At 73.0% G+C, this 21,713-nt stretch carries 25 protein-coding genes; 10 read left to right on the top strand and 15 right to left on the bottom strand.

Going from position 1 to position 21,713, the window contains the following annotated elements:
* Positions 1 to 35: 35 nt before the first annotated feature.
* On the top strand, positions 36 to 965 hold the full coding sequence (locus QK442_RS13660; RefSeq protein ID WP_282694187.1) for an alpha/beta hydrolase: 930 nt from the start codon (positions 36 to 38) through the stop codon (positions 963 to 965).
* A gap of 176 nt (positions 966 to 1,141) precedes the next feature.
* The gene (locus QK442_RS13655; protein ID WP_282694186.1) at positions 1,142 to 1,294 is read left to right on the top strand and encodes a hypothetical protein; all 153 of its coding nucleotides are present in this window, start codon (positions 1,142 to 1,144) and stop codon (positions 1,292 to 1,294) included.
* Between the two features lie 88 nt (positions 1,295 to 1,382).
* Here the strand turns inward: QK442_RS13655 and QK442_RS13650 are convergent, their stop codons facing one another.
* The 4 genes from QK442_RS13650 to QK442_RS13635 form a co-directional block, all read right to left on the bottom strand.
* Complete coding sequence (locus QK442_RS13650; protein ID WP_282694185.1) at positions 1,383 to 1,988, bottom strand: MarC family protein; 606 nt, start codon at positions 1,986 to 1,988, stop codon at positions 1,383 to 1,385.
* Positions 1,989 to 2,182: 194 nt separating this feature from the next.
* Complete coding sequence (locus QK442_RS13645; protein WP_282694285.1) at positions 2,183 to 3,055, bottom strand: PHP domain-containing protein; 873 nt, start codon at positions 3,053 to 3,055, stop codon at positions 2,183 to 2,185.
* A gap of 109 nt (positions 3,056 to 3,164) precedes the next feature.
* Positions 3,165 to 3,803 carry a DUF6758 family protein gene (locus QK442_RS13640; RefSeq protein ID WP_282694184.1) on the bottom strand — a complete coding sequence of 213 codons (639 nt, stop codon included), beginning with the start codon at positions 3,801 to 3,803 and terminating at the stop codon, positions 3,165 to 3,167.
* Positions 3,804 to 3,910: 107 nt separating this feature from the next.
* Positions 3,911 to 4,552 carry a suppressor of fused domain protein gene (locus QK442_RS13635; protein ID WP_282694183.1) on the bottom strand — a complete coding sequence of 214 codons (642 nt, stop codon included), beginning with the start codon at positions 4,550 to 4,552 and terminating at the stop codon, positions 3,911 to 3,913.
* 436 nt (positions 4,553 to 4,988) lie between these two features.
* Between QK442_RS13635 and QK442_RS13630 the strand changes: the two genes are divergently transcribed.
* Both QK442_RS13630 and QK442_RS13625 read left to right on the top strand, forming a co-directional pair.
* On the top strand, positions 4,989 to 6,116 hold the full coding sequence (locus QK442_RS13630; protein WP_282694182.1) for a magnesium and cobalt transport protein CorA: 1,128 nt from the start codon (positions 4,989 to 4,991) through the stop codon (positions 6,114 to 6,116).
* Positions 6,117 to 6,129: 13 nt separating this feature from the next.
* Positions 6,130 to 6,639, top strand: a complete 510-nt coding sequence (locus QK442_RS13625; protein ID WP_282694181.1) for a hypothetical protein — start codon at positions 6,130 to 6,132, stop codon at positions 6,637 to 6,639.
* Here QK442_RS13625 and QK442_RS13620 read toward each other — a convergent pair whose 3' ends face one another.
* Complete coding sequence (locus tag QK442_RS13620; RefSeq protein ID WP_282694284.1) at positions 6,640 to 7,356, bottom strand: hypothetical protein; 717 nt, start codon at positions 7,354 to 7,356, stop codon at positions 6,640 to 6,642.
* A gap of 428 nt (positions 7,357 to 7,784) precedes the next feature.
* Here QK442_RS13620 and QK442_RS13615 point away from each other — a divergent pair, with 428 nt between their 5' ends.
* The 3 genes from QK442_RS13615 (at position 7,785) to QK442_RS13605 (ending at position 10,808) form a co-directional block, all read left to right on the top strand.
* The gene (locus QK442_RS13615) at positions 7,785 to 9,053 is read left to right on the top strand and encodes a CBS domain-containing protein (protein ID WP_282694180.1); all 1,269 of its coding nucleotides are present in this window, start codon (positions 7,785 to 7,787) and stop codon (positions 9,051 to 9,053) included.
* Positions 9,054 to 9,114: 61 nt separating this feature from the next.
* Entirely contained in the window at positions 9,115 to 9,630 is a 516-nt protein-coding gene (locus QK442_RS13610; RefSeq protein ID WP_282694283.1) for a DUF1003 domain-containing protein, read from the top strand.
* A gap of 44 nt (positions 9,631 to 9,674) precedes the next feature.
* Positions 9,675 to 10,808 (top strand): Mrp/NBP35 family ATP-binding protein, encoded by a 1,134-nt coding sequence (locus tag QK442_RS13605; protein WP_282694179.1) that lies wholly within the window; start codon positions 9,675 to 9,677, stop codon positions 10,806 to 10,808.
* 86 nt (positions 10,809 to 10,894) lie between these two features.
* On the opposite strand, the gene QK442_RS13600 is transcribed toward QK442_RS13605, so the two are convergent.
* From QK442_RS13600 to sigE, 5 genes are all read right to left on the bottom strand, one after another.
* Positions 10,895 to 11,497, bottom strand: a complete 603-nt coding sequence (locus QK442_RS13600; protein WP_282694178.1) for a hypothetical protein — start codon at positions 11,495 to 11,497, stop codon at positions 10,895 to 10,897.
* A 62-nt stretch (positions 11,498 to 11,559) separates the two neighbouring features.
* Positions 11,560 to 12,027, bottom strand: coding sequence for a sec-independent translocase (locus QK442_RS13595; RefSeq protein WP_282694177.1), 468 nt, complete (start codon positions 12,025 to 12,027; stop codon positions 11,560 to 11,562).
* 115 nt (positions 12,028 to 12,142) lie between these two features.
* Positions 12,143 to 13,882: a trypsin-like peptidase domain-containing protein gene (locus QK442_RS13590; RefSeq protein ID WP_282694176.1), complete on the bottom strand. Its 1,740-nt coding sequence runs from the start codon at positions 13,880 to 13,882 to the stop codon at positions 12,143 to 12,145.
* 76 nt (positions 13,883 to 13,958) lie between these two features.
* Complete coding sequence (locus tag QK442_RS13585; RefSeq protein WP_282694175.1) at positions 13,959 to 14,807, bottom strand: zf-HC2 domain-containing protein; 849 nt, start codon at positions 14,805 to 14,807, stop codon at positions 13,959 to 13,961.
* Entirely contained in the window at positions 14,804 to 15,559 is a 756-nt protein-coding gene (sigE, locus tag QK442_RS13580) for an RNA polymerase sigma factor SigE (protein WP_282694174.1), read from the bottom strand. The genes QK442_RS13585 and sigE overlap by 4 nt, the downstream gene beginning before the upstream one ends.
* Before the next feature lie 142 nt (positions 15,560 to 15,701).
* Between sigE and QK442_RS13575 the strand changes: the two genes are divergently transcribed.
* Complete coding sequence (locus tag QK442_RS13575) at positions 15,702 to 16,367, top strand: O-methyltransferase (protein WP_282694173.1); 666 nt, start codon at positions 15,702 to 15,704, stop codon at positions 16,365 to 16,367.
* 130 nt (positions 16,368 to 16,497) lie between these two features.
* On the opposite strand, the gene QK442_RS13570 is transcribed toward QK442_RS13575, so the two are convergent.
* On the bottom strand, positions 16,498 to 16,665 hold the full coding sequence (locus tag QK442_RS13570) for a DUF3117 domain-containing protein (protein WP_009997451.1): 168 nt from the start codon (positions 16,663 to 16,665) through the stop codon (positions 16,498 to 16,500).
* 339 nt (positions 16,666 to 17,004) lie between these two features.
* Between QK442_RS13570 and QK442_RS13565 the strand changes: the two genes are divergently transcribed.
* Entirely contained in the window at positions 17,005 to 17,808 is an 804-nt protein-coding gene (locus tag QK442_RS13565) for an enoyl-CoA hydratase-related protein (protein WP_282694172.1), read from the top strand.
* A gap of 22 nt (positions 17,809 to 17,830) precedes the next feature.
* Here the strand turns inward: QK442_RS13565 and QK442_RS13560 are convergent, their stop codons facing one another.
* Both QK442_RS13560 and QK442_RS13555 read right to left on the bottom strand, forming a co-directional pair.
* On the bottom strand, positions 17,831 to 18,415 hold the full coding sequence (locus tag QK442_RS13560; RefSeq protein ID WP_282694171.1) for a DNA-3-methyladenine glycosylase I: 585 nt from the start codon (positions 18,413 to 18,415) through the stop codon (positions 17,831 to 17,833).
* Positions 18,412 to 18,738 (bottom strand): DivIVA domain-containing protein, encoded by a 327-nt coding sequence (locus tag QK442_RS13555; RefSeq protein WP_282694170.1) that lies wholly within the window; start codon positions 18,736 to 18,738, stop codon positions 18,412 to 18,414. Before QK442_RS13555 ends, QK442_RS13560 begins: the two co-directional genes overlap by 4 nt.
* Before the next feature lie 123 nt (positions 18,739 to 18,861).
* Here QK442_RS13555 and folP point away from each other — a divergent pair, with 123 nt between their 5' ends.
* Positions 18,862 to 19,722, top strand: coding sequence for a dihydropteroate synthase (gene folP / locus QK442_RS13550; protein ID WP_282694169.1), 861 nt, complete (start codon positions 18,862 to 18,864; stop codon positions 19,720 to 19,722).
* A 39-nt stretch (positions 19,723 to 19,761) separates the two neighbouring features.
* On the opposite strand, the gene QK442_RS13545 is transcribed toward folP, so the two are convergent.
* Both QK442_RS13545 and dapE read right to left on the bottom strand, forming a co-directional pair.
* Positions 19,762 to 20,511 (bottom strand): TIGR00730 family Rossman fold protein, encoded by a 750-nt coding sequence (locus tag QK442_RS13545; protein WP_282694168.1) that lies wholly within the window; start codon positions 20,509 to 20,511, stop codon positions 19,762 to 19,764.
* Between the two features lie 78 nt (positions 20,512 to 20,589).
* Positions 20,590 to 21,693 carry a succinyl-diaminopimelate desuccinylase gene (gene dapE, locus QK442_RS13540; RefSeq protein WP_282694167.1) on the bottom strand — a complete coding sequence of 368 codons (1,104 nt, stop codon included), beginning with the start codon at positions 21,691 to 21,693 and terminating at the stop codon, positions 20,590 to 20,592.
* Positions 21,694 to 21,713: the final 20 nt, after the last annotated feature.

Below are 21,713 nucleotides of genomic sequence, written 5' to 3'. Positions count from 1 at the left end.
GCGACCGGAGCCCGCCCTCCGGTTACAGTCCTTGCATGAGCAAGCCCCGCTCCCTGACGCTGCCCGACCGCGCCCGGGCCCACCGCCTGGAGACCGTGCGCGGCGGATTCGCGGTGCTCGACACCGCGCCGGTCGGCGAGCGGCGCGGGACCGTCCTGATGCTGCCCGGGTACACCGGCAGCAAGGAGGACTTCCTGGAGCTGCTCGGCCCGCTGAGCGGGGCCGGGTACCGGGTCGTCGCCGTCGACGGGCGCGGGCAGAACGAGTCGTTCGGCCCCCGGGGCCGGGCCGCCTACCGCCGCCGGGCGCTCGCGCTCGACGTGGTGGCGCAGGCGGTGGCGCTGCGCGATGGTCCTGTGCACCTGCTCGGGCACTCCTTCGGCGGGCTCGTGGCCCGCTCGGCCGCGGTGCTCGCCCCCCGCGCCTTCCGCTCGCTGACCCTGCTCTCCTCGGGGCCCGGCAGGGTCGCCCGCCCGCAGCGGGTCCGGATCCGGGCGCTGCGGGCCGGGCACGCGCTCCTCGCGAAGGAGCGGGTGTGGCGGACCACGCGGTGGCTGGACAGCCGCGGCGAGGCACCGGACGCGGTGGCCGACACCGCCGAGCTGACGGGTTTCCTGCGGCGCCGCTGGATGCTGACGAAGGTCGCCCAGCTGTCCGGCGCGGGGCGGCTGCTGCTGCGCGACCCGGACGGCCCGGCGGAGCTGGCCGGCCTGACGCTGCCCGTGCACCTGGCGTACGGCTCCGACGAGATGGTCTGGCCGCCGGCCGAGCTGGCGGCGGTCGCCGCCCGGACCGGCGCGCACCACACGGTGATCGAGGGCGCGGGCCACTCCCCCAACGTCTCGCACCCGCGCGAACTGGCCGCGCGGCTCGCCGCCTTCTGGCAGCGGGTGGACACGGCCGCCCGCGAGGAGCAGCCGGGCGGGGAACCGAGGACCGGCAACCCGGCCGAAGCACGGACGTAACCGGCGTCGGCGAGGATGGCGTGAGCGGAGGGGTCGTGACCTTCCCCTACCCTCTAGTAGTTAGCCAAGCGAAAATTTTCTTTAGCGTAGGGAATTTTCTGGCCGGCCCCGCCGTTGAACAGGTACGTACACACGTTCTCCTCTTGGAGGATCACCTCGGACGAAGGGAGAAGCCCATGCGCTTCGAAATCCTGCGACTCGACGACATCGACGGCACGCCCGTCGACTCGACCGTCGTGGACGCCGCCTCCGTCAACCGGATCGTGCAGCAGGCCGCCGCGATCGGCCAGCGCATCTGGATCCGCCCCGCAGAGCCCTCCGCCCTGTAGCACCGGCCGGTCCACACCGACGCACCGCGCCCCCGCGCGGACTCCGCACGAGATCGGAGTCGGCACGGGGGCGCAGCGGTACGCGGGGTCAGCTCCCCTGGATGACCTGGGTGACGCCGTTGATGATCTGCTGCACGGCGATCGCGGAGAGCATCATGCCCGCGAGCCGGGTCACGAGCACGACACCGCCGTCCTTGATGACCCGGATGATCAGCAGCGAGTAGCGCATGGTCAGCCAGAGCACGACGTGCATGGCGGCGATGGCGGTCCAGACGGAGATCTGCGCGGAGACGCTGTCGGCGTGCTGGACGGCGAGGATGACCGAGACGATGGCGCCGGGCCCGGCGAGCAGCGGCATGCCGAGCGGTACGAGGGCGACGTTGACGTCCTTGGTCTGCTTCGGCTCGTCGGTCTTGCCGGTGAGCAGGTCGAGCGCGATGAGCAGCAGCAGGAGGCCGCCCGCGATCATCAGGGCGGGGACGGAGACGTGCAGGTAGGCCAGGATCTGCTGGCCGAGGATGCCGAAGACGGTGATGACGCCGAAGGCGACGGCGACGGCCTGCCAGGCCATCCGGCGCTGGACCTTGGCGGCACGGCCGGAGGTCAGCGCGAGGAAGATCGGCGTGATGCCGGGCGGGTCCATGATCACGAACAGGGTGAGGAAGAGCGAGCCGAAGACGGCGACGTCGAACACGGTGGGGTGCCTTGCGGGGTGAGGGTCGAACGAGGGGTGGGGCCCGAACCGGAACATGACATTCCGGAACAGGGACAGGGGTGCCCCGCCCCGCACGACGGGCGCACGGAACCGGGGACGGTACGTGGGGAAGAGAACGGCGGAGGCGGCGGGAAAGACCCCGGGCGGAAGCCCTCGACCGCGTCCGGCCCGGATCAGCCTCGGCCGGTGAGCGCTCCGCCGGCGCCGGGAACGGGGAAGGCGCCGGTGGCACGGCGGGTGATCTCGCCGTAGATCTCGGGGTCGGTGGTGTACTCGCCGAGCCGGCAGGTCTTGCGGCTGCCGTGGTAGTCACTGGAGCCGGTGACCAGCAGGCCCAGCTCCTTCGCGAGCCCGCGCAGCCGCGCGCGGGTGGGCTCGTCGTGGTCCATGTGGTCGACCTCGATGCCGTCGAGCCCGGCCTCGGCGAGGGCGGCGATCGCGGACTCGGGCACGACCTGGCCGCGCTTGACGGCGGCCGGGTGGGCGAAGACGGTGACGCCGCCGGCCGCCTTCACGAGGCGGATCGCGTCTGCCGGGTCCAACTCGTGCTTGTCGACGTGGGCGCGGCCGCCGTCGGCGATCCACTCGGCGGTGAAGGCACCGGAGACGTCGGGGACGACCCCGAGCTCGACCAGCGCCTCGGCGATGTGCGGACGGCCCACGGAGCCGTCGCCCGCGATCCGGGCGACCTGCTCCCAGGTGACGGGCACGCCGAGCAGCTGGAGCTTGGCGACCATGGCCCGCGCGCGCGGCACCCGGTCGTCGCGGACCAGCTCGCGCTCGGCGAGCAGGGCCGGCTCCTCGGGGTCGAAGAGGTAGGCGAGCATGTGCAGGCCGATGCCGTCGAGGCGGCAGGAGAGCTCGGCGCCGGGGACGACGGTCAGCCCCTCGGGCGCGGCGGCGATCGCCTCGGCGTGGCCGCGGGTGGTGTCGTGGTCGGTGAGCGCCACGACGTCGAGCCCGGCCGCGGCGGCCTTGCGCACCAGTTCGGCGGGGGTGTCGGTGCCGTCGGAGGCCGTGGAGTGGGTGTGCAGATCGATGCGCACGACGCGGTTCTCCAGGGGCTCGGCACGGACGAGGGACACTCAAGGATAACGGGCGATTCACGCGCGCCTGTACGGATCCGGAGGAGCAGGCGCCCCTTACGCACCCGGGTCAGCCGAGCAGGCGCGGGGTGAGCGCCCCGCAGGGCAGCAGCTCGACCTCGGCGCCCGCGTCGCGCAGGTCGGTGAGGACGAGTTCGTCGTACATCAGCAGGCCGGACTGTTCGGGCCAGACGATGGCCCAGAGCCAGAGGCCCCGGGCCTCCCCGGCGAAGACGGCCCGGTCGTGGGGGGCGTCGGTGACGTGCCAGAGGGGGGTGGGGCGGCCGGCGGCGAGGACCTTGGCCTGCGGCGGCTTGTCGATGGCCATGCCGGAGCCGGGGTCGGGGCCGTCGATGCCGGCGTACCGGGCGCCGAGGCCGACGCCGAGCTCCTCGGCGACGAGCAGCAGCTCGCCCATGCCGCCGAGGGGGCCGGGCCCCGAACAGGCGACGGCGGTGGCGCGCCCGCCGCTGCGGTCGTCACCGGCGTAGGCGACGCCGGTGAAGAGCCAGCCGACGGGGAGCGGCCACGGCATCCAGACGGGCACGTGCGAGCGGTGCACGACGACGCCGAGGGCTTCGACACTGGGCGGGATCACGGGCTGGAGCGGGTACACGGTCCCGTGCACATCGCACTGCCAGGAGTCGGCGAAGAGTCCGGGCGCCCTGACCCGCCCACCGCACTTCGGACAACTGGGTTCGCCCCTCATAGGGCTCAACGGTCCTACCGCTTCCGGCTCCCGTCAAGAACGACCGCGCTCGATCACCCGTACGGCCGGAAGCCTTCACCCCGTACGCCCCCGGCCCCTCAGGCGCCTCAGTCCAGGGCGACGGAGCCGCGCAGGGGGTCGCGCAGGTCGGTGCCCTTCGCGAGCCAGCGCTCCTCCAGGGCCTGCGCGCCGTGGACCCGCTTCCAGGCGGCCTCGTTCGGGGTCATCGGCAGCAGCGGCAGGAAACGGACCGGGTCCATCGCCCCGCCCGTCTCCCGACCACCGCCCCTCAAGGAGTCGCTCCGCGACACGGCCTCGTTCAAATCCAGGTCCTCCACCAGGCCGCCCGGCTCGGCGACCAGGACCGAGCTGAAGGGGGCGCCGGGCCACAGCGGCTCGCCGACGTCGAGCGAGGCACCGGGGGCCACGACCACGCCCTCCACCTGCGGGGTGGCCGCGAGGACCGCGAGCGGGCGGAGCACCTTGTCGGTGTCGGCGCGCCCGAGGCGTACGGTCAGGACCAGTTCGGCGCGCGGACCCTTCACCGGGTCGGCGAGGGCGGCGGTGGGGTCGGCCATCGGGGCGGCCGACATGCCGAGCGTGGCGTAGCGCACGAGGCCGGCGCCGGCGTCGACGAAGCGCAGCACCTCGATCCGGTCGGTGCCGAGGAAGGTCACCGCGGCCCGTGCGTCGGGTTCGCCCAGGGCCGTACGCAGCCGGGCCTCGACGAGTGCAAGAACTTCTCCCATGCGGCGAGCATAGATCGCGTATGGAACGGGCAAAGTAAGGGATTGACCCTCGATCGGCTGATAGTGTTGGCCAGTGGTCGGGTTTCCCGACTGCTCGTCACACGTCATCCCTCACGGGGGACCGGCCGGAGGAGGTGGGACTGCGATGGATCGAAGTCGATCGGGCAGTACCAGCCGCTCTTCCGCCGCACCGCACCCGAGCCCGGTGCGTTCCTCCCTCCGGTGACCCGGGGTCCCCTGCGCAGAGACGTACGGGACCTCTCCTCTCCGGCATCGCGTACGACGGAAGAGCACTCCTCTCTTTGCCTGTCTGTGTTGCGAACGCCGTCGCCGCGATCCCGCCGGTGCCGCCCGCTTTGTGGACGAAGCTCCCTCCCCCGTCCCCATTCCGGGTTGCGCCACGCTCGCCGACGGCCTGTCCGTGAAGGAGCACGCCATGTCGATGATCCGTGACCTGCGCGCCGCCGTTCGGCCGAGCCTGCGTCAGAGCCTGCGCAAGACCCCGACCACGTACACGAACTACGACCCGACGCGCGACCACTCCGCCTCCAGCGCCGTCGTCGACTGCGCGGTCTACCGCGACGGGCACCGGATCGACGACCGCGCCTGTCTGACGCCGCGCGGCGCCATGGCGCAGGTGCGGAAGTCCGGCGGCTTCGCCTGGATCGGACTCCACGAGCCGACCGAGGCCGAATTCGCCGGTATCGCCGCCGAGTTCGGGCTGCACCCGCTCGCCGTCGAGGACGCCGTCCACGCCCACCAGCGGCCCAAGCTGGAGCGGTACGACGACACCCTCTTCACCGTCTTCAAGACGATCCACTACGTGGAGCACGCCGAACTCACCGCCACCAGCGAGGTGGTGGAGACCGGCGAGGTGATGTGCTTCACCGGCCCCGACTTCGTCATCACCGTCCGGCACGGCGGCCAGGGCTCCCTGCGCAACCTCCGCCACCGCCTCCAGGGCGAGCCCGAACTCCTCGCCAAGGGCCCCTCCGCCGTCCTGCACGCCCTCGCCGACCACGTCGTCGACGGCTACATCGCGGTCGCCGACGCCGTCGAACTCGACATCGACCAGCTGGAGATCGACGTCTTCTCGCCGTCCGCGAAGGGCTCCAAGCGGGGTACGGACACGGGCCGGATCTACCAGCTCAAGCGCGAGGTCCTGGAGTTCAAGCGGGCCGTCACACCGCTGCAGCGTCCGATGCAGCTGCTCAGCGAGCGGCCGATGCGCCTGGTCGATCCGGACATCCAGAAGTACTTCCGGGACGTCGCCGACCACCTCGCCCGCGTCCAGGAGCAGGTCGTCGGCTTCGACGAGCTGCTGAACTCGATCCTCCAGGCCAACCTGGCGCAGGCGACCGTCGCGCAGAACGAGGACATGCGCAAGATCACCTCGTGGGCGGCGATCGTCGCCGTCCCGACGGCGGTCTGCGGCATCTACGGCATGAACTTCACGTACATGCCCGAACTGGAGTGGAAGTTCGGCTACCCGATGGTCCTCGGCGGCATCGCCGTCGTCTGCTTCACCATCCACCGCACCCTGAAGCGCAACGGCTGGCTGTAGATAGGCTGCGGCCATGACCGACACGCTGCTCACCGACGCCCTCGTCGAGGAGGCCACCAAGAAGTCCGGCCTCGTCTGGGTCCGGGGCACCGGGCCCGCCCGGGCGCTCTGGCACGTCTGGCACGACGGCGCCGCCCATGTCGTCGGCGACGGCCCCGGCGAGCAGCCGCTGCCCGGCCTCGTCGACGGCGCCGCCGCCGAGGTCACCGTCCGCAGCAAGGACAAGGGCGGCCGGATCGTCTCCTGGACCGCCGTCGTCCGTCAGCTGACCCCCGGCACCGAGGAGTGGGACGCGGCCGTCGCCGAACTGAAGGGCAAGCGGCTCAACGCCCCCGACGGCGAGGCCGTGCCCGACCGCTGGGCCCGCGAGTGCCGCGTCCTGCGCCTCGACCCCCGCACCGCGACCACCGCCCTGCCTGACGGCTCGCTCGCCGCCGCCCCGCTCCCGTCCCCCGCGACCACCCGCCGCCCCGCCCCGGCCGCCCTGCCGAAGCTGCTCTTCCGCCGGAAGAAGAAGCGCTAGTCAGGTCCGGGGCAGCCGGCTGCCGTAGTCGAGGGTCTCCTCGCGGGCCGGTTCGGTCAGGGGGAAGTCCTTGTCCCATTCGGAGAGGACCACCAGGCCGGCGCCGCCGCCGCGGGTGAACCGGAGGGGGTACGGGGAGCCCTCCAGGGCCACGTCGAGGGTGCCGCCCTCGCCGTCGGCGCCGCCCTTCACCTTGACCGTGCGGACGCCGCCGATCTGGTCCCGGTCGCCCTTGACGACCTCGCCGTGCAGGCCGATCAGGCCGTGCAGCAGGGGGCGCATCTCGGTGAAGCCGCGGAGCTGCTTGTACGAGGGGTCGTCCTGCGGCACCTTCACGTACTTGTCGTCCAGCTTGTCGGCGGCCTCGGTGTCGGACTCGGTGGGCTTCTTGCCGTCGCCCTTGTCGTGGGTCCAGAAGCCCGCGTCGGCCTTGAGGAAGAGGGCGTCGCCGACCCGCAGCAGCTCGAAGGTGCTGTTCTTCGTGGTGACCGAGCCGGTCGCGCCGTTCTTCTTGAGCCGCATGTTCAGCTTGAAGGTGCCGTTCTTGCTGACCAGGGTGCCGGCCAGCCGGACCGCCTTCGCCCCGTCCGCCGCCGAGCGGGCCTCCCGCTCGATCTCCGGCGCGGACAGCTTCCCGACCCCGTTGGTCCCCTCGTCCGGGTCGGCCCCGCAGGCCGTCAGCCCCACCGCGAGGCCCGCGCACAGCGCCAGGGGCACGGCCGCCCTGCGGAAGCGGGCGGTACGGGCACGCGCCGCCGGCGCGGACGGCGCGGACGGGATACGCGATGACGGGGTGCGGACGGTCACCTGCGCTGCCTCTCGTTGTGCGGTGGGGGGAAAGCGCGGCCCCGGCCGTGCGCACGGCGGGAGGGCCGGCCGGGTGCCGGTGGGGGGCGGCAGACCGCAGCGTACCCGGGCGGGGCCGGCGTCCCCGCAGGCAGCCGGACGGCGGCGCTGCCGGAGCGGGGTGGAACACCACGGGCTAGCCTGAACCATGCGAAGCCCGGCACGGGCCCCGCACGGCACCGCGAAACCCGCCGGGCGTCACGCGGGTCCCGCGGAACCCGGCAGGGCGGCGTACCGACCGCGAGGCCCGCAGGGGCGGCGCGGGACCCGAATCGTGCGGCACCGAGGAGGCGCGAGGCATGGCGGCAGGCGCCCCCCGGATCTTCGTCTCCCACCTCGCCGGCGTGGCCGTCTTCGACCCCGTCGGCGACCAGGTGGGGCGGGTCAGCGACCTGGTGGCGATGCTGCGGGTCGGCCGCCGCCCGCCCCGGCTGCTCGGCATGGTGGTGGAGGTGCTCAGCCGGCGCCGGGTCTTCGTCCCGATGACCCGGATCACCGGCGTCGAGTCCGGCCAGGTCATCACCACCGGCGTGGTCAACATGCGCCGCTTCGAGCAGCGGCCGACCGAGCGGCTCGTCCTCGGCGAGCTCCTCGACCGGCGGGTGACCCTCGTCGAGACCGGCGAGGAGGTCACCGTCCTCGACATCGCCATCCAGCAGCTCCCCGCCCGCCGCGACTGGGAGATCGACAAGGTCTTCGTCCGGCGCGGCAAGGGCGGCGCCCTGCGGCGCAAGGGGGAGACGCTGACCGTCGAGTGGTCGGCCGTCACCGGTTTCTCCCTGGAGGAGCACGGGCAGGGCGCCGAGAGCCTGGTCGCCACCTTCGAGAAGCTCCGCCCCGCCGACCTCGCCAACGTGCTCCACCACCTCTCCCCCAAGCGGCGCGCCGAGGTCGCCGCCGCCCTCGACGACGACCGGCTCGCCGACGTCCTGGAGGAGCTGCCCGAGGACGACCAGGTGGAGATCCTCGGCAAGCTGAAGGAGGAGCGGGCCGCCGACGTCCTGGAGGCGATGGACCCGGACGACGCCGCCGATCTCCTCAACGAGCTGCCGGAGGAGGAGAAGGAACGGCTGCTCACGCTGATGCGGCCGGACGACGCCGCCGACGTGCGCCGGCTGATGTCGTACGAGGAGCGGACGGCGGGCGGCCTGATGACCACCGAACCGATCGTGCTGCGCCCGGACGCCACCGTCGCCGACGCGCTCGCCCGGGTCCGGCAGCAGGACCTGTCGCCGGCGCTCGCCGCACAGGTGTACGTGTGCCGGCCGCCGGACGAGACGCCGACCGGCAAGTACCTGGGCACGGTCCACTTCCAGCGGCTGCTGCGCGACCCGCCGTTCACCCTGGTCAGCTCGCTCGTCGACAGCGATCTTCCGCCGCTCGGCCCGGACACCCCGCTGCCCGCCGTGACCAGCTACTTCGCCGCGTACAACCTGGTGGCGGCGCCGGTCGTGGACGAGAGCGGTTCGCTGCTCGGCGCGGTCACCGTCGACGACGTGCTCGACCACCTGCTGCCGGACGACTGGCGGGAGACGGAGTTCCACGAGGAGGGGGTGCGCGGTGGCTGAGCGCGCACAGGAACGGGACCGGGAGCGGGAACGGGAGAGGGACCGGGAGCGGACACTCCGCATCCGCCTCGACCAGCCGCGGATCCGGCGCGCCCGGCTGCTGCCCGAGTACGACCCCGAGGCCTTCGGACGGATGTCGGAGCGGATCGCCCGCTTCCTCGGCACGGGCCGGTTCATCGTCTGGATGACGGTGTTCATCGTGACGTGGCTGGCGTGGAACATCCTCGCGCCGGACGCGCTGCGCTGGGACCCGTACCCGTTCATCTTCCTGACCCTGATGCTCTCCCTCCAGGCCTCGTACGCGGCCCCGCTGATCCTGCTCGCGCAGAACCGGCAGGACGACCGGGACCGGGTCAACCTGGAGCAGGACCGCAAGCAGAACGAGCGCTCGATCGCCGACACCGAGTACCTGACCCGGGAGATCGCGGCGCTGCGGATGGGCCTGGGCGAGGTCGCCACCCGCGACTGGATCCGCTCGGAACTCCAGGACCTGGTGAAGGAACTGGAGGAGCTCGGGCGGGAACGCGATCTATTCCCGCCGGACGGCGAACGGCGGAGTGACGTACCCGACCGTTGACAGCCCTTTCATAGCCCGGTGGTCGTCCCCGTACCATCGGACCTATGGCTACGGAAGACGCGGTGCTCGAAGCACTGGCGACGGTGAACGACCCCGAGATCAATCGTCCGATCACGGAACTCGGCATGGTCAAGTCGGTGGAGATCGGACCTGACGGCGCGGTCGCGGTGACGGTGTACCTGACGGTCTCCGGCTGCCCGATGCGCGACACCATCACGCAACGCGTCACCGAGGCCGTCTCCCGCGTCGAGGGCGTCACCGGTGTCGACGTCACTCTGGACGTGATGAGCGACGAGCAGCGCAAGGAGCTGGCGGCGGCGCTGCGCGGCACGACCGCCGAGCGCGAGGTGCCGTTCGCGAAGCCGGGCTCGCTGACCCGGGTGTACGCGGTCGCCTCCGGCAAGGGCGGCGTCGGCAAGTCCTCCGTGACCGTGAACCTGGCCGCGGCGATGGCCGCCGACGGTCTGAAGGTCGGTGTCGTCGACGCCGACATCTACGGCCACAGCGTGCCCCGCATGCTGGGCGCGGACGGGAGTCCGACCCAGGTCGAGAACATGATCATGCCGCCGTCGGCGAACGGCGTGAAGGTCATCTCGATCGGCATGTTCACCCCGGGCAACGCGCCGGTGGTGTGGCGCGGCCCGATGCTGCACCGCGCGCTCCAGCAGTTCCTCGCGGACGTGTACTGGGGCGACCTGGACGTCCTCCTCCTCGACCTGCCGCCGGGCACCGGCGACATCGCGATCTCCGTCGCCCAGCTCGTGCCGAACGCGGAGATCCTGGTCGTGACGACCCCGCAGCAGGCGGCGGCCGAGGTCGCCGAGCGGGCCGGTTCGATCGCGGTGCAGACCCACCAGAAGATCGTCGGCGTGGTGGAGAACATGTCGGGCCTGCCCTGCCCGCACTGCGACGAGATGGTGGACGTCTTCGGCACGGGCGGCGGCCAGCTGGTCGCGGACGGCCTGACGAAGACCACCGGCACGACGGTCCCGGTCCTCGGCCAGATCCCGATCGACGTCCGCCTCCGCGAGGGCGGCGACGAGGGCAGGCCAATCGTCCTCTCCGACCCCGACTCCCCCGCCGGCGCGGCCCTCCGCGCCATCGCCGGCAAGCTCGGCGGGCGTCAGCGCGGCCTCTCGGGTCTGAGCCTGGGCATCACGCCGAAGAACAAGTTCTAGCCGTACGTTCTCGTCGTACGAGGAAGGGCGCCCCACTGCGGGGCGCCCTTCGTCGTGCCCGGGACCGTCAGGCGTACCCGGGACCGTCAGGCGTACAGCCCGAGGTCCTTGATCTGCGCGAAGCCGAGCCCGTACGCGCTCATCCCCCGCCCGTACGCCCCGATGTGCACGTCCCCCGCGGACCCGGCCAGCACCCAGCCGAACTCGGACTCGCGGTAGTGGAACGGGACCGGGACGCCGTCGACCGGCAGGGACAGCGCGGTCCAGGCGGGGCCTTCGAGGTCGTCGGCGAGTTCGAAGGCCGTCTCGGTCTGCTGGTCGAGCCAGTGGTCCCGCAGGCCGTGGTCGAGCGTGGCGGGCCAGGTGTGGGCGAGGAGCCCGGAGCCGGCCAGCCAGGCCGCGGAGGAGACGGTGGTGGCATCGAGGACGCCGGTGCCGTCACCGGTGCGCCGCACGGGGTTCGCGGCGACCGTCACCACGACGGCGAACCGCTCCTTCTCCGCGCCGGCGGCCTCGGACTTTATCGACGGCTCGTCACCGTGACCCACCGAGCCGTACTGGACGGTGCCGTCCGCCGCCGTGCCGATCTGCATCAGCCGACGGGGCCCGGTGAACGCCTCGTCGAGCCCGTACCAGGCGAAGGGTGCGCGCAGAAAGCCGTCGGCTTCCACCCGACTCGTCGTCTTCATCTCGGCCGCCTCCTCGTTCTGTCAACTAAAGGAGGATAGCGACCGGACGGTGACCGCCCGTGTCAGGTCGCGTCGGAGTCGTACGGCGGCCGCTCGGGCGCGGCGGGCTTGTCCTGCTTCTTCAGCAGGTCGGGGGCCGACCCGTTGACCGCGGTGGGGGCCGCCGCGGGGGCGGTCGCGGGCGCGGCGGCGGGGGCGGTGTCGCGGCCGTTCACCGCGTCGGCGACCTCGTTCATCTCCTTGCGGAGGTCGAAGGTGGAGCGGAGCTCCTTGAGGTCGCTGAGGTCCTCGTTGTTGTCCAGCTGCTTGCGGATGAAGGTCTTCGGGTTGAGGTCCTCGAACTCGAAGTCCTTGAACTCGGGGCCGAGCTCGCTGCGGATGTCCTGCTTGGCGCTGTCGGAGAACTCGCGGATCTTCCGGATGAAGCCCGAGACGTCCTGGACGACCTTCGGCAGCTTGTCCGGGCCGAAAATGAGCACGGCGAGCACGATGAGCGTCACCAGCTCGAGTGCGCCTATGTCGCTGAACACCTAGAAGCTCCTTCACGCCGGACCAGGGCGGCCCGGTCCACGGTACCCGCCCGGACTGCCGGACGGGTACATCGCGATGTCCGCCACATGTCGCTCGTGTGCAGCCCGGGGTTCGTCAGGTTCCCTGGGCGGAGCCGAGCGTGACGGTCCTGGTCAGTTCCCTGCCGCCGCGGGTCAGGGTGAGGGTGAGCTCGTCGCCGGGGCGGTGGGCGCGGATCTTCACGATCAGCTCCTCGCCGTTGTGGACCCGCTGGCCGTCGACCTTGGTGATGACGTCGCCGGGGCGCAGGCCCGCCTTGGCGGCGGGGCCGCCGGGGGTGACGGAGGGGGCGCCGTCCTTGCCCTTGTCGCCGACGCGGGCGCCGTCGCCGTTGAACTGCATGTCGAGGCTGACGCCGATGACGGGGTGGGTGGCCTTGCCGGTGTTGATGAGCTCCTCGGCGACCCGCTTGCCCTGGTTGATCGGGATGGCGAAGCCGAGGCCGATGGAGCCGGCCTGGCCGCCGCCCTCCCGGTCGCCGGAGCCGCCGGCGGCGCGGATGGCGCTGTTGATGCCGATGACGCGGCCCTTGCCGTCGAGGAGGGGGCCGCCGGAGTTGCCGGGGTTGATGGGGGCGTCGGTCTGGAGGGCGTCGACGTAGGAGATGTCGCTGCCGTCGCCCTTCTCGCCGCCGGCGGTGATCGGGCGCTCCTTGGCGCTGATGATGCCGGAGGTGACGGTGTTGGAGAGGTCGAAGGGGGCGCCGATGGCGACGGCGGGGTCGCCGACGCGGACGTCGTCGGAGTTGCCGAGCGGGAGCGGCTTGAGGCCGGTGACGCCGGTGACCCGGACGACGGCGAGGTCGTAGCCGGTGTCCTTGCCGATGAGCTTGGCGGAGGCGGTCTCGCCGCTGGAGAAGGTGACGGTGATGTCGCCGGAGGACTCGGCGGCGTCCACGACGTGGTTGTTGGTGAGGATGTGGCCGCGGTTGTCCAGGACGAAGCCGGTGCCGGTGCCGGAGGAGCCGCCGCCGCGGACGTGGAGGGTGACGACGCCGGGCAGGGCGCGGGCGGCGATCCCGGCGACGCTGTCGGGCGCGCGGTCGACGGTCCCGGCCTCGGCCTGCGGCAGCTCGACGGTGCCGATGCCGCCGTTGCGCTCGACGTAGGCGCCGATGCCGCCGCCGATCACACCGGTGAGCAGGGCGAAGGCGAGGGCCCCGGCGAGCGCGAGACCGCGCCGGGACTTCTTCCGGGCGGGCGGCGGTACGGCTCCGGCGGCGGCGCCCCAGGGGTCGTACTGGCCCCAGGCCGGCGCCCCCTGCGGGGGCACGGGTCCCTGCGGGGGCGGTACGGCTCCGTGCGCCGCCTGCGGGGGCACGGCCGTCTGCGGCGGCGGTACGGGCGCGGCGGGCCGCTGCACCGGCGGCGCGGGCGCCCAGGGCCCCGGCTCGCCGTAGGGCGGCGTCCGGTACTCGTCGGGCTCGTGGAGCGGCTGCGGGGCGGCCTGTGCCGGCTCGGGCACGGCGGCCTGCACCGGTTCGGGCACGCCGGCCGCGACGGCCGGGGCGGGATCCGTCGCGGCGGGCGCCTCGGCGGTGGCGGGGGCGGCCTGCTCGGGCACGGCAGGTGCCTCGGGGGTGGCGGGGGCGGCCTGCTCGGGCACGGCAGGTGCCTCGGGGGCGGGCTGTTCCTTCGTCATGTCGACCTTGGGGGCGGCGGGCGCCTCCGGGGTCGGTTCCGCCGCCGCGGGCGCGGCCGGGCCCGGGGCCTGGAGGGGAAAGTCGTCCTCCTCCGCCGGGGGCGGCGTGGGTATCCGCGCCGCCTCCGGGGGCGTCGAGGGCCGGCTCCACCAGTTCGGCTTCCCGTCGTTCATGCTCTCCCCGCTACCACTGACCCGTGGGCGCTCCTGCTGTCGGGCGCCCTGACCGAGGATTCAACCAGGTCGGGGCTCAGCGGTGGGAGCCCGGCGGGATGCCGGACGGGCTGGGGGCCGGGCTCGGCGCCGGGCCGAAGGCCGTCCGGAGGGAGGCGGGGACCGTCGGGCGTATGAACGGCGAGAGGGCGAAGAACGGCTGCGCCTGCGTGGCCCTGAGCCGTACCGCCGTGAGCGGCCCCGAGCGGTCCAGGTCCATCGGGACGGCGCCCGAGGGGACGGTTCCGCCGGGGACGAGGGGCGCGCCGTCGGCCGACTGGGCGCCGCCGGCGAAGCGCCCGGAGCGGTCCGGGCGGCCGGCCGCCGAGCCGGTGGCGGAGCCGGGGCCCGTGGAGGCGCCCGCGCGCAGCGGGGTGACGGCGCTGCCGGTGCCCTGTCCGCCGCGGGCGGCGGTGGTGAGGGAGCTGTCGGCGGGCAGGGTGCCGCCGAGGGCGATGGCCGCGAAGGAGACCGCGCCGGCGGCGGCGACGGCGAAGCGCCGGCCGCGGCCGGAGGGGGCGACGGCGTGGACCCGGAAGCCGGTGCCGGTGTCGGGCGCGGCGGGGGGCGCGGTGGCGAAGCCGTCGCTCTTCACGCCGCCCGCTTCGAGGAGCTGCTCCAGCGGGGAGCGCCCCGGCCCGCCGGGGCCGCCGGGAAGTCCCTGGAGGCGGGCGAGGAAGCCCTCGGAGGGCTGCGGGGCGCCGCTGGAGGCGAAGGCGCTCTTCAGGGCGCGCTGGGCGTCGGCCTCGGCCTTGCAGCGGGCGCAGGTGGCGAGGTGGGCCAGGACCCGCTCGCGGGTGTCGTGGCCGAGCTCGCCGTCGACGAGCGCGGCGAGCCGGTCCCCGAGGTGGTGCTCCGCGGGGGACGGGGGGCGGGTGCCGCTCACGCTGTCCCGGCCTCCCATCCGACGGTGACCAGGGCCCGCTCGGCGCGGGCCTCGGGCGAGCGGTGGTTGAGCGCCTTGCGCAGGTGCGAGCGGCCCCGGTGGATGCGGCTGCGGACGGTGCCGAGCTTCACGCCGAGGGTCGCGGCGATCTCCTCGTACGAGAGCCCCTCGATGTCGCAGAGGACGACGGCGGCGCGGAACTCGGGCGCCAGGGTGTCGAGGGCCTGCTGGACGTCGGCGTCGAAGTGGGTGTCGTTGAACACCTGCTGGGGGGAGGGCTCCCGGCTGGGGAGCCGCTCGGCGGCGTCGTCGGCGAGCGCGTCGAAGCGGATGCGCTGCTTGCGGCGGACCATGTCGAGGAAGAGGTTGGTGGTGATGCGGTGCAGCCAGCCCTCGAAGGTGCCGGGGGTGTACGTCGACAGCGAGCGGAAGACGCGGACGAAGACCTCCTGGGTGAGGTCCTCGGCGTCGTGCTGATTGCCGGTCAGACGGTAGGCCAGGCGGTAGACGCGACCGCTGTGCGTGCTGACGATCTCCTCCCAGGTGGGCGGAGTCCACGCCTGCGATTCCGCATCCGATGCGAAGGTCGCGGTGGTGGGTGCGGTGGTGGTGTGGATGCTGTCAGCGGTGTCGGTCACGGATTTCGGCTCACCCGCCGACCTGAGAAGACGCCGCAGCGCCCCTCTCCGATCCACAGGCGCAGCCGCACCTCCCCTATCGGCTCTGGTGGTGTCCAGTGGAGCCCCTACCATAGCCACCTCGCCCGTTAGCTCCGGATAAGAATCTTTACCCGCATTTGAACCGGCGTCGTCCGCCGGTCCTCTGCGTGTCCTCACCCCTGGTGAACGCCCGGTCCCATCTGCGGGTTCCCGCTGACAGCGGATACAGTCACCGTTGCGCCAACTAAGGGGACAGGAGAGGGCCATTACCGCCAACCGGCAGACGGACTGGGCGCTCGCCGACGCCTTTGTCGCCGAGGACGACGCCCTGCGCTGGGCGCGTGAGCGCGCCCGGGAGGCAGGGCTGGCCTCGGTGTCGCCGGGCACCGGTGCGGCGCTGCGTCTGCTGGCCGCGTCGGCGGACGCCAAGGCGGTGGCCGAGATCGGTACCGGGACGGGCGTGTCGGGCATCTACCTGCTGCTCGGGATGCGACAGGACGGCACCCTGACCACGGTGGACGTGCAGCCGGAGCACCAGCAGTTCGCGAGGACGGCGTTCCGGGCGGCCGGTTTCGCGGGCAACCGGGCGCGGTTCATCCCGGGCCGGGCCCTCGACGTGCTGCCGAGGCTCGCGGACGGCGGGTACGACCTCGTCTTCTGCGACGGCGACCGCGCGGAGTACCCGGACTATCTCGCTGAATCGTTGCGCCTGCTCCGACCTGGGGGTCTGGTCTGCTTCGAGGGCGTCTTCGCGGAGGGCCGCACGGTGGACTCGGGCGCCCAGCCGGCCGAGGTACAGCGGGTCCGCGAGCTGCTGCGCACGGTCCGGGAGAGCTCCCAGCTGCTGCCGACCCTGCTGCCGGTGGGCGACGGCCTGCTGTGCGCGGTGCGGCGCGGCTAGACCGTCGGACCGTGTCCGTGTGCGCGGTACGGCCAGGCCCTCGGACCGTGGCCGGTTTCCGGCCCCGGATACGCCGCTGCCCCGGGCGGCGGGGCCGTACCGGGGCAGCGGGGCAGGAAAACGGGGAGGGTCAGCCGACGACCTTCTTCAGGGCGTCACCGAGCGCCTCGGCCTCGTCCGGGGTCAGCTCGACCACGAGCCGACCGCCGCCTTCGAGCGGAACGCGCATGACGATGCCCCGCCCCTCCTTGGTCACCTCGAGCGGGCCGTCACCCGTCCGCGGCTTCATGGCCGCCATGCTCGTTCCCCTTCCTGAAACCAGCTCATCGTCAGCCGGGCAGCTCCGTACCACGGAGCACGCGTCACCGGCTTCGAACACATTGCTTCCAGGTCATTATCCCGCATCGCAGGACCCGATGACCAACCTCGATCCGCATCGCTTGGGCAACGCGCTCTCGCAAAACCCCACATTTCGGCGTCCGGCCTGCGATACTCCGCCGCCGCGGGTCGCTCCGCGGACCCCGATTCTTTGACGCAGCTCACATGGGCGGTACGGGTGATCTCCGTCATGCTGGGCGGGATCAGCCCATGCGCGAGGCGCACGGGACGGCACGAGACACGAGACAAAGGGGTCCCGATGGCGGATACGGTCCTGTACGAGGTGAGCGACGGGCTCGCCACCATCACGCTCAACCGGCCCGAGGCCATGAACGCGCTGAACGTCGCCGCGAAGGTCGCGCTGCAGGACGCGGCCGAGGCGGCCGGCGCCGATCCCGCCGTCCGGGCGGTGCTGCTGACGGCGGCGGGCGACCGGGCGTTCTGCGTCGGCCAGGACCTGAAGGAGCACGTCGGCCTGCTGCTCCAGGCCCAGGAGTCGGGCGCGAACTCGGTCATGGACACGGTCCGGGACCACTACAACCCGATCGTCCGCGCCCTCACCGGCATGAAGAAGCCCGTGGTCGCCGCGGTGAACGGCGTCGCCGCCGGGGCCGGCTTCGGCTTCGCGCTCGCCGCCGACTTCCGGATCGCCGCCGACACCGCCACCTTCAACACCTCCTTCGCGGGCGTGGCGCTCACCGCCGACTCCGGCATGTCCTGGACGCTCCCCCGCCTGATCGGGCAGAGCCGCGCCTCCGACCTGCTGCTCTTCCCGCGCACGGTCACCGCCCAGGAGGCGTACGACCTGGGCGTCGTGAACCGTCTCGTGCCGGCCGCCGAGCTGGCCGCCGAGGCGGAGAAGCTCGCCCGCACCCTCGCCGAGGGCCCCACGCTCGCCTACGCGGCCCTGAAGGAGTCCGTCGCCTACGGCGCGAGCCACTCCCTCTCCGAGGCCCTCGACAAGGAGGACGAGCTCCAGACCCTCGCCGGCGCCTCGGAGGACCACACCATCGCGGTCCGCGCCTTCCTCTCCAAGGAGAAGCCGAAGTACCTGGGCCGCTAGCCCGCGCCGACCCGGGGGCGGACTAGCGTCCGCCCCGGGCCGCGCAGTCCGCCAGGTGGTCGTCGACCAGGCCGCACGCCTGCATGAGGGCGTAGGCCGTCGTCGGGCCGACGAAGCGGACGCCGCGCTTCTTCAGGGCCTTCGACAGGGCCGTGGACTCGTCGGTGACGGCCGGGACGTCCGCGAGGGTGCGGGGGGCCGGGCGGGCCGCGGGATCGGGGGCGTACGACCAGATCAGGGCGTCCAGTTCGCCCGGGGACCAGTCGGCTAGCAGGCGCGCGTTGGCGAGGGTCGCGTCGATCTTGGCGCGGTTGCGGATGATGCCCTCGTCGGCGAGGAGCCGCTCGCGGTCGGCGTCGCCGAAGCCGGCGACCTTCTCGATGCGGAAGTCCGCGAAGGCGCGGCGGAAGCCCTCCCGGCGGCGCAGGATCGTGATCCAGGACAGGCCCGACTGGAAGGCCTCCAGGCAGAGCCGCTCGAAGAGGGCGTCGTCGCCGTGGACCGGGCGGCCCCACTCCTCGTCGTGGTAGGCCACGTAGTCCTCGGTGGACAGGCCCCAGGGGCAGCGCGGCAGCCCGTCGGGGCCGGGGATCGCCCCGCCGCTCATCGCTCCCCGCCCTCGTCCGGCTCGCCGGCCGCTCTGCCCGCGAGGGCCGACTCGAGGTCGGCGATCCGGGCGTCGCGCTCGGCGAGCTCCGCGGCGAGCCGGTCCAGGACGTCGTCGACGTCCTCCATGCGGTAGCCGCGGGCGGCCACCGGCAGCCGCAGCGCCTCGACGTCCGCCCGGTCGACCGGGCGGCTCAGCGGCAGCGGGTCCACCAGCTGCTCGGGGGCCGCGTCGGGCAGCACCTCGCTGTCGCCGCCGCCGACCACGGCGAGGGTCACGGCCGCGACGACCACGACCATCGTGATGAGCAGGAACCAGAACACCAGCGCGCCTCTCCCCGGAGTGGAAAACGTCCCGTGCCGATCGTGCCATGCGCCACCGACGGTTAGGGTCGCAGACGGCTTCACAGGAACGCCGCCGACGGGTCACGAGGGAGAACAAAAGGGATGCTGCGCTTGGGACGGCGTGAATTCGGGCCGCACGAGCCGGTGATCATGGCGATCGTGAACCGGACCCCGGACTCCTTCTACGACCGGGGCGCCACCTTCCGCGACGAGCCGGCGCTCGCCCGGGTCGAGCAGGCGGTGGCCGAGGGCGCCGCGATCATCGACATCGGCGGCGTCAAGGCCGGCCCCGGCGAGGAGGTCACGGCCGAGGAGGAGGCCCGCCGCACGGTCGGCTTCGTCGCCGAGGTCCGCCGCCGCCACCCCGACGTGGTGATCAGCGTCGACACCTGGCGGGCGGACGTCGGCGAGGCGGTCTGCGAGGCCGGCGCGGACCTCCTGAACGACGCCTGGGGCGGGGTCGACCCGCGGCTCGCGGAGGTCGCCGCGAAGTACGGCGCCGGGCTCGTCTGCACCCACGCGGGCGGTGCCGAGCCGCGCACCCGGCCGCACCGGGTCGAGTACGAGGACGTCATGGCCGACATCCTGCGGGTGACCGTGGGCCTGGCCGAACGGGCGGTCGCGCTGGGGGTGCGGCGGGACGGCATCATGATCGACCCGGGCCACGACTTCGGGAAGAACACCCGGCACAGCCTGGAGGCGACCCGCCGCCTCGGCGAGATGGCCGCGACCGGCTGGCCGGTACTCGTGTCGCTCTCCAACAAGGACTTCGTCGGCGAGACGCTGGACCGGCCGGTGAAGGAGCGGGTCCTCGGGACGCTGGCGACGACCGCCGTCTCCGCGTGGCTGGGGGCGCGGGTGTACCGCGTCCACGAGGTCGCGGAGACGAGGCAGGTCCTGGACATGGTGGCGTCCATCGCGGGCCACCGCGAGCCCGCGGTGGCCCGGCGGGGCCTGGCCTGACACTCCGGCCCCGCCGCCGCGACCGCCGCCGGACGGGGCCTAGCGGCCGACCTCCTTGCTGACCAGCGACACCGCCTCCTCCACGTCGTCCGTGACGTGGAAGAGGAGCAGGTCGTGCTCGGACGCCTTGCCGCCGGCGACGACCGAGTCCTTCAGCCAGTCGACGAGACCCTTCCAGTACGCGCTGCCGAAGAGCACGATCGGGAAGCGGGTCACCTTGCGGGTCTGCACCAGGGTCAGCGCCTCGAAGAGCTCGTCGAGGGTGCCGAGGCCGCCGGGCAGGACGACGAAGCCCTGCGCGTACTTCACGAACATCGTCTTGCGGACGAAGAAGTACCGGAAGTTCACGCCGATGTCGACGTGCTGGTTGATCCCCTGCTCGAAGGGGAGCTCGATGCCGAGGCCGACCGAGATGCCCTTCGCCTCCCGGGCGCCCTTGTTGGCCGCCTCCATGGCGCCCGGGCCGCCGCCCGTGATGACCGCGAAGCCGGCCTCGACGAGCGCCCGGCCGAGCCGTACCCCCGCCTCGTACTCGGGCGAGTCCGGCTTCGTCCGGGCCGAGCCGAAGACGCTGATCGCGCTCGGCAGTTCGGCGAGGGCGCCGAAGCCCTCGACGAACTCGGACTGGATCCGCATGACCCGCCAGGGGTCGGTGTGCACCCAGGCCGAGTCGCCCTCGGTGTCGAGCAGCCGCTGGTCCGTGGTGCCCGGCTGGACCTGGTCCCTCCGCCTCAGCACCGGACCGAGCCGCTGCTCCTCCGGCTTCGCGATTCCCTCGGGAATGCCCATGGCCTGCTCCCTCCGCCGATCCACGATCTTTCTTGCTGTCGGGCCAGCGTAGGACTCCTGAGGTGACGAAAGGCGAAATTACGGGAGACGGGCGGTCAGCCAGTCGCGGAGCCGCGCCTCGCAGTGGTGGATCCGGTCGACGTGCACGTGCTCGTCCCGCTTGTGCGCGTAGAACGGGTCGCCCGGGCCGTAGTTGACGGCGGGCACGCCGAGCGCGCTGAAGCGGGAGACGTCGGTCCAGCCGAACTTCGGCATGGCGGTGCCGCCGACGGCCTTCATGAACGCCTGGGCGGCCGGGTGGGAGAGGCCGGGCAGGGCACCCGGGCTCTCGTCGTCGACGGTGAACTCGGCGACGCCGCAGTCGGCGAAGACCTCGCGGACGTGCGCGAGCGCCTCGGCCGGGGAGCGGTCGGGCGCGTAGCGGTAGTTGACCGTGACCGTGCAGACGTCGGGGATGACGTTGGTGGCGACGCCGCCCTGGATCGCGACCGCGTTGAGCCCCTCGTGGTACTCCAGGCCGTCGATGACCGGCTTGCGCGGCTCGTAGGCGGCGAGGCGGGCGAGGATCGGCGCGGCGGCGTGGACGGCGTTGGAGCCCATCCAGGAGCGGGCGGAGTGGGCGCGCTCGCCGGTGGTGTGCAGGATGACGCGGAGGGTGCCCTGGCAGCCGCCCTCGACCTGGCCGTCGGAGGGCTCCAGGAGGACGGCGAAGTCGCCCTCCAGCCACTCGGGGTGGGCTTCGGCGATCTTCCCGAGGCCGTTGAGGTGGGCGGCGACCTCCTCGTTGTCGTAGAAGACGAAGGTGAGGTCCCGGTTGGGCTCGGGAACGGTGGCGGCGATCCGGAGCTGGACGGCGACGCCGGACTTCATGTCGGAGGTGCCGCAGCCCCACAGGACGCCGTCCCCGTCGAGCCGGGACGGCACGTTGTCGGCGATCGGCACGGTGTCGATGTGGCCGGCGAGGACGACCCGCTCGGCACGGCCGAGGGCGGTCCGGGCGACGACGTTGTTGCCGTGGCGGTCGACGGTGAGGTGGGGCAGGGCGCGCAGTGCCTGCTCGATGGCGTCGGCGAGCGGCTTCTCGGTCCCGCTGACGGAGGGGAAGTCGACGAGCGCGGCGGTGAGCGCGGCCCCGTCCAGGGAGAGGTCGAGCGGGGTCGCCGGCGGGATGTTGTCAGCCATATGCCGACCCTAACCCGGCC

Origin of the sequence: Streptomyces sp. CC208A, assembly GCF_030010625.1 — a bacterium.
Taxonomy (GTDB): domain Bacteria; phylum Actinomycetota; class Actinomycetes; order Streptomycetales; family Streptomycetaceae; genus Streptomyces.
This window is presented reverse-complemented; position numbering and strand designations above follow the sequence as displayed.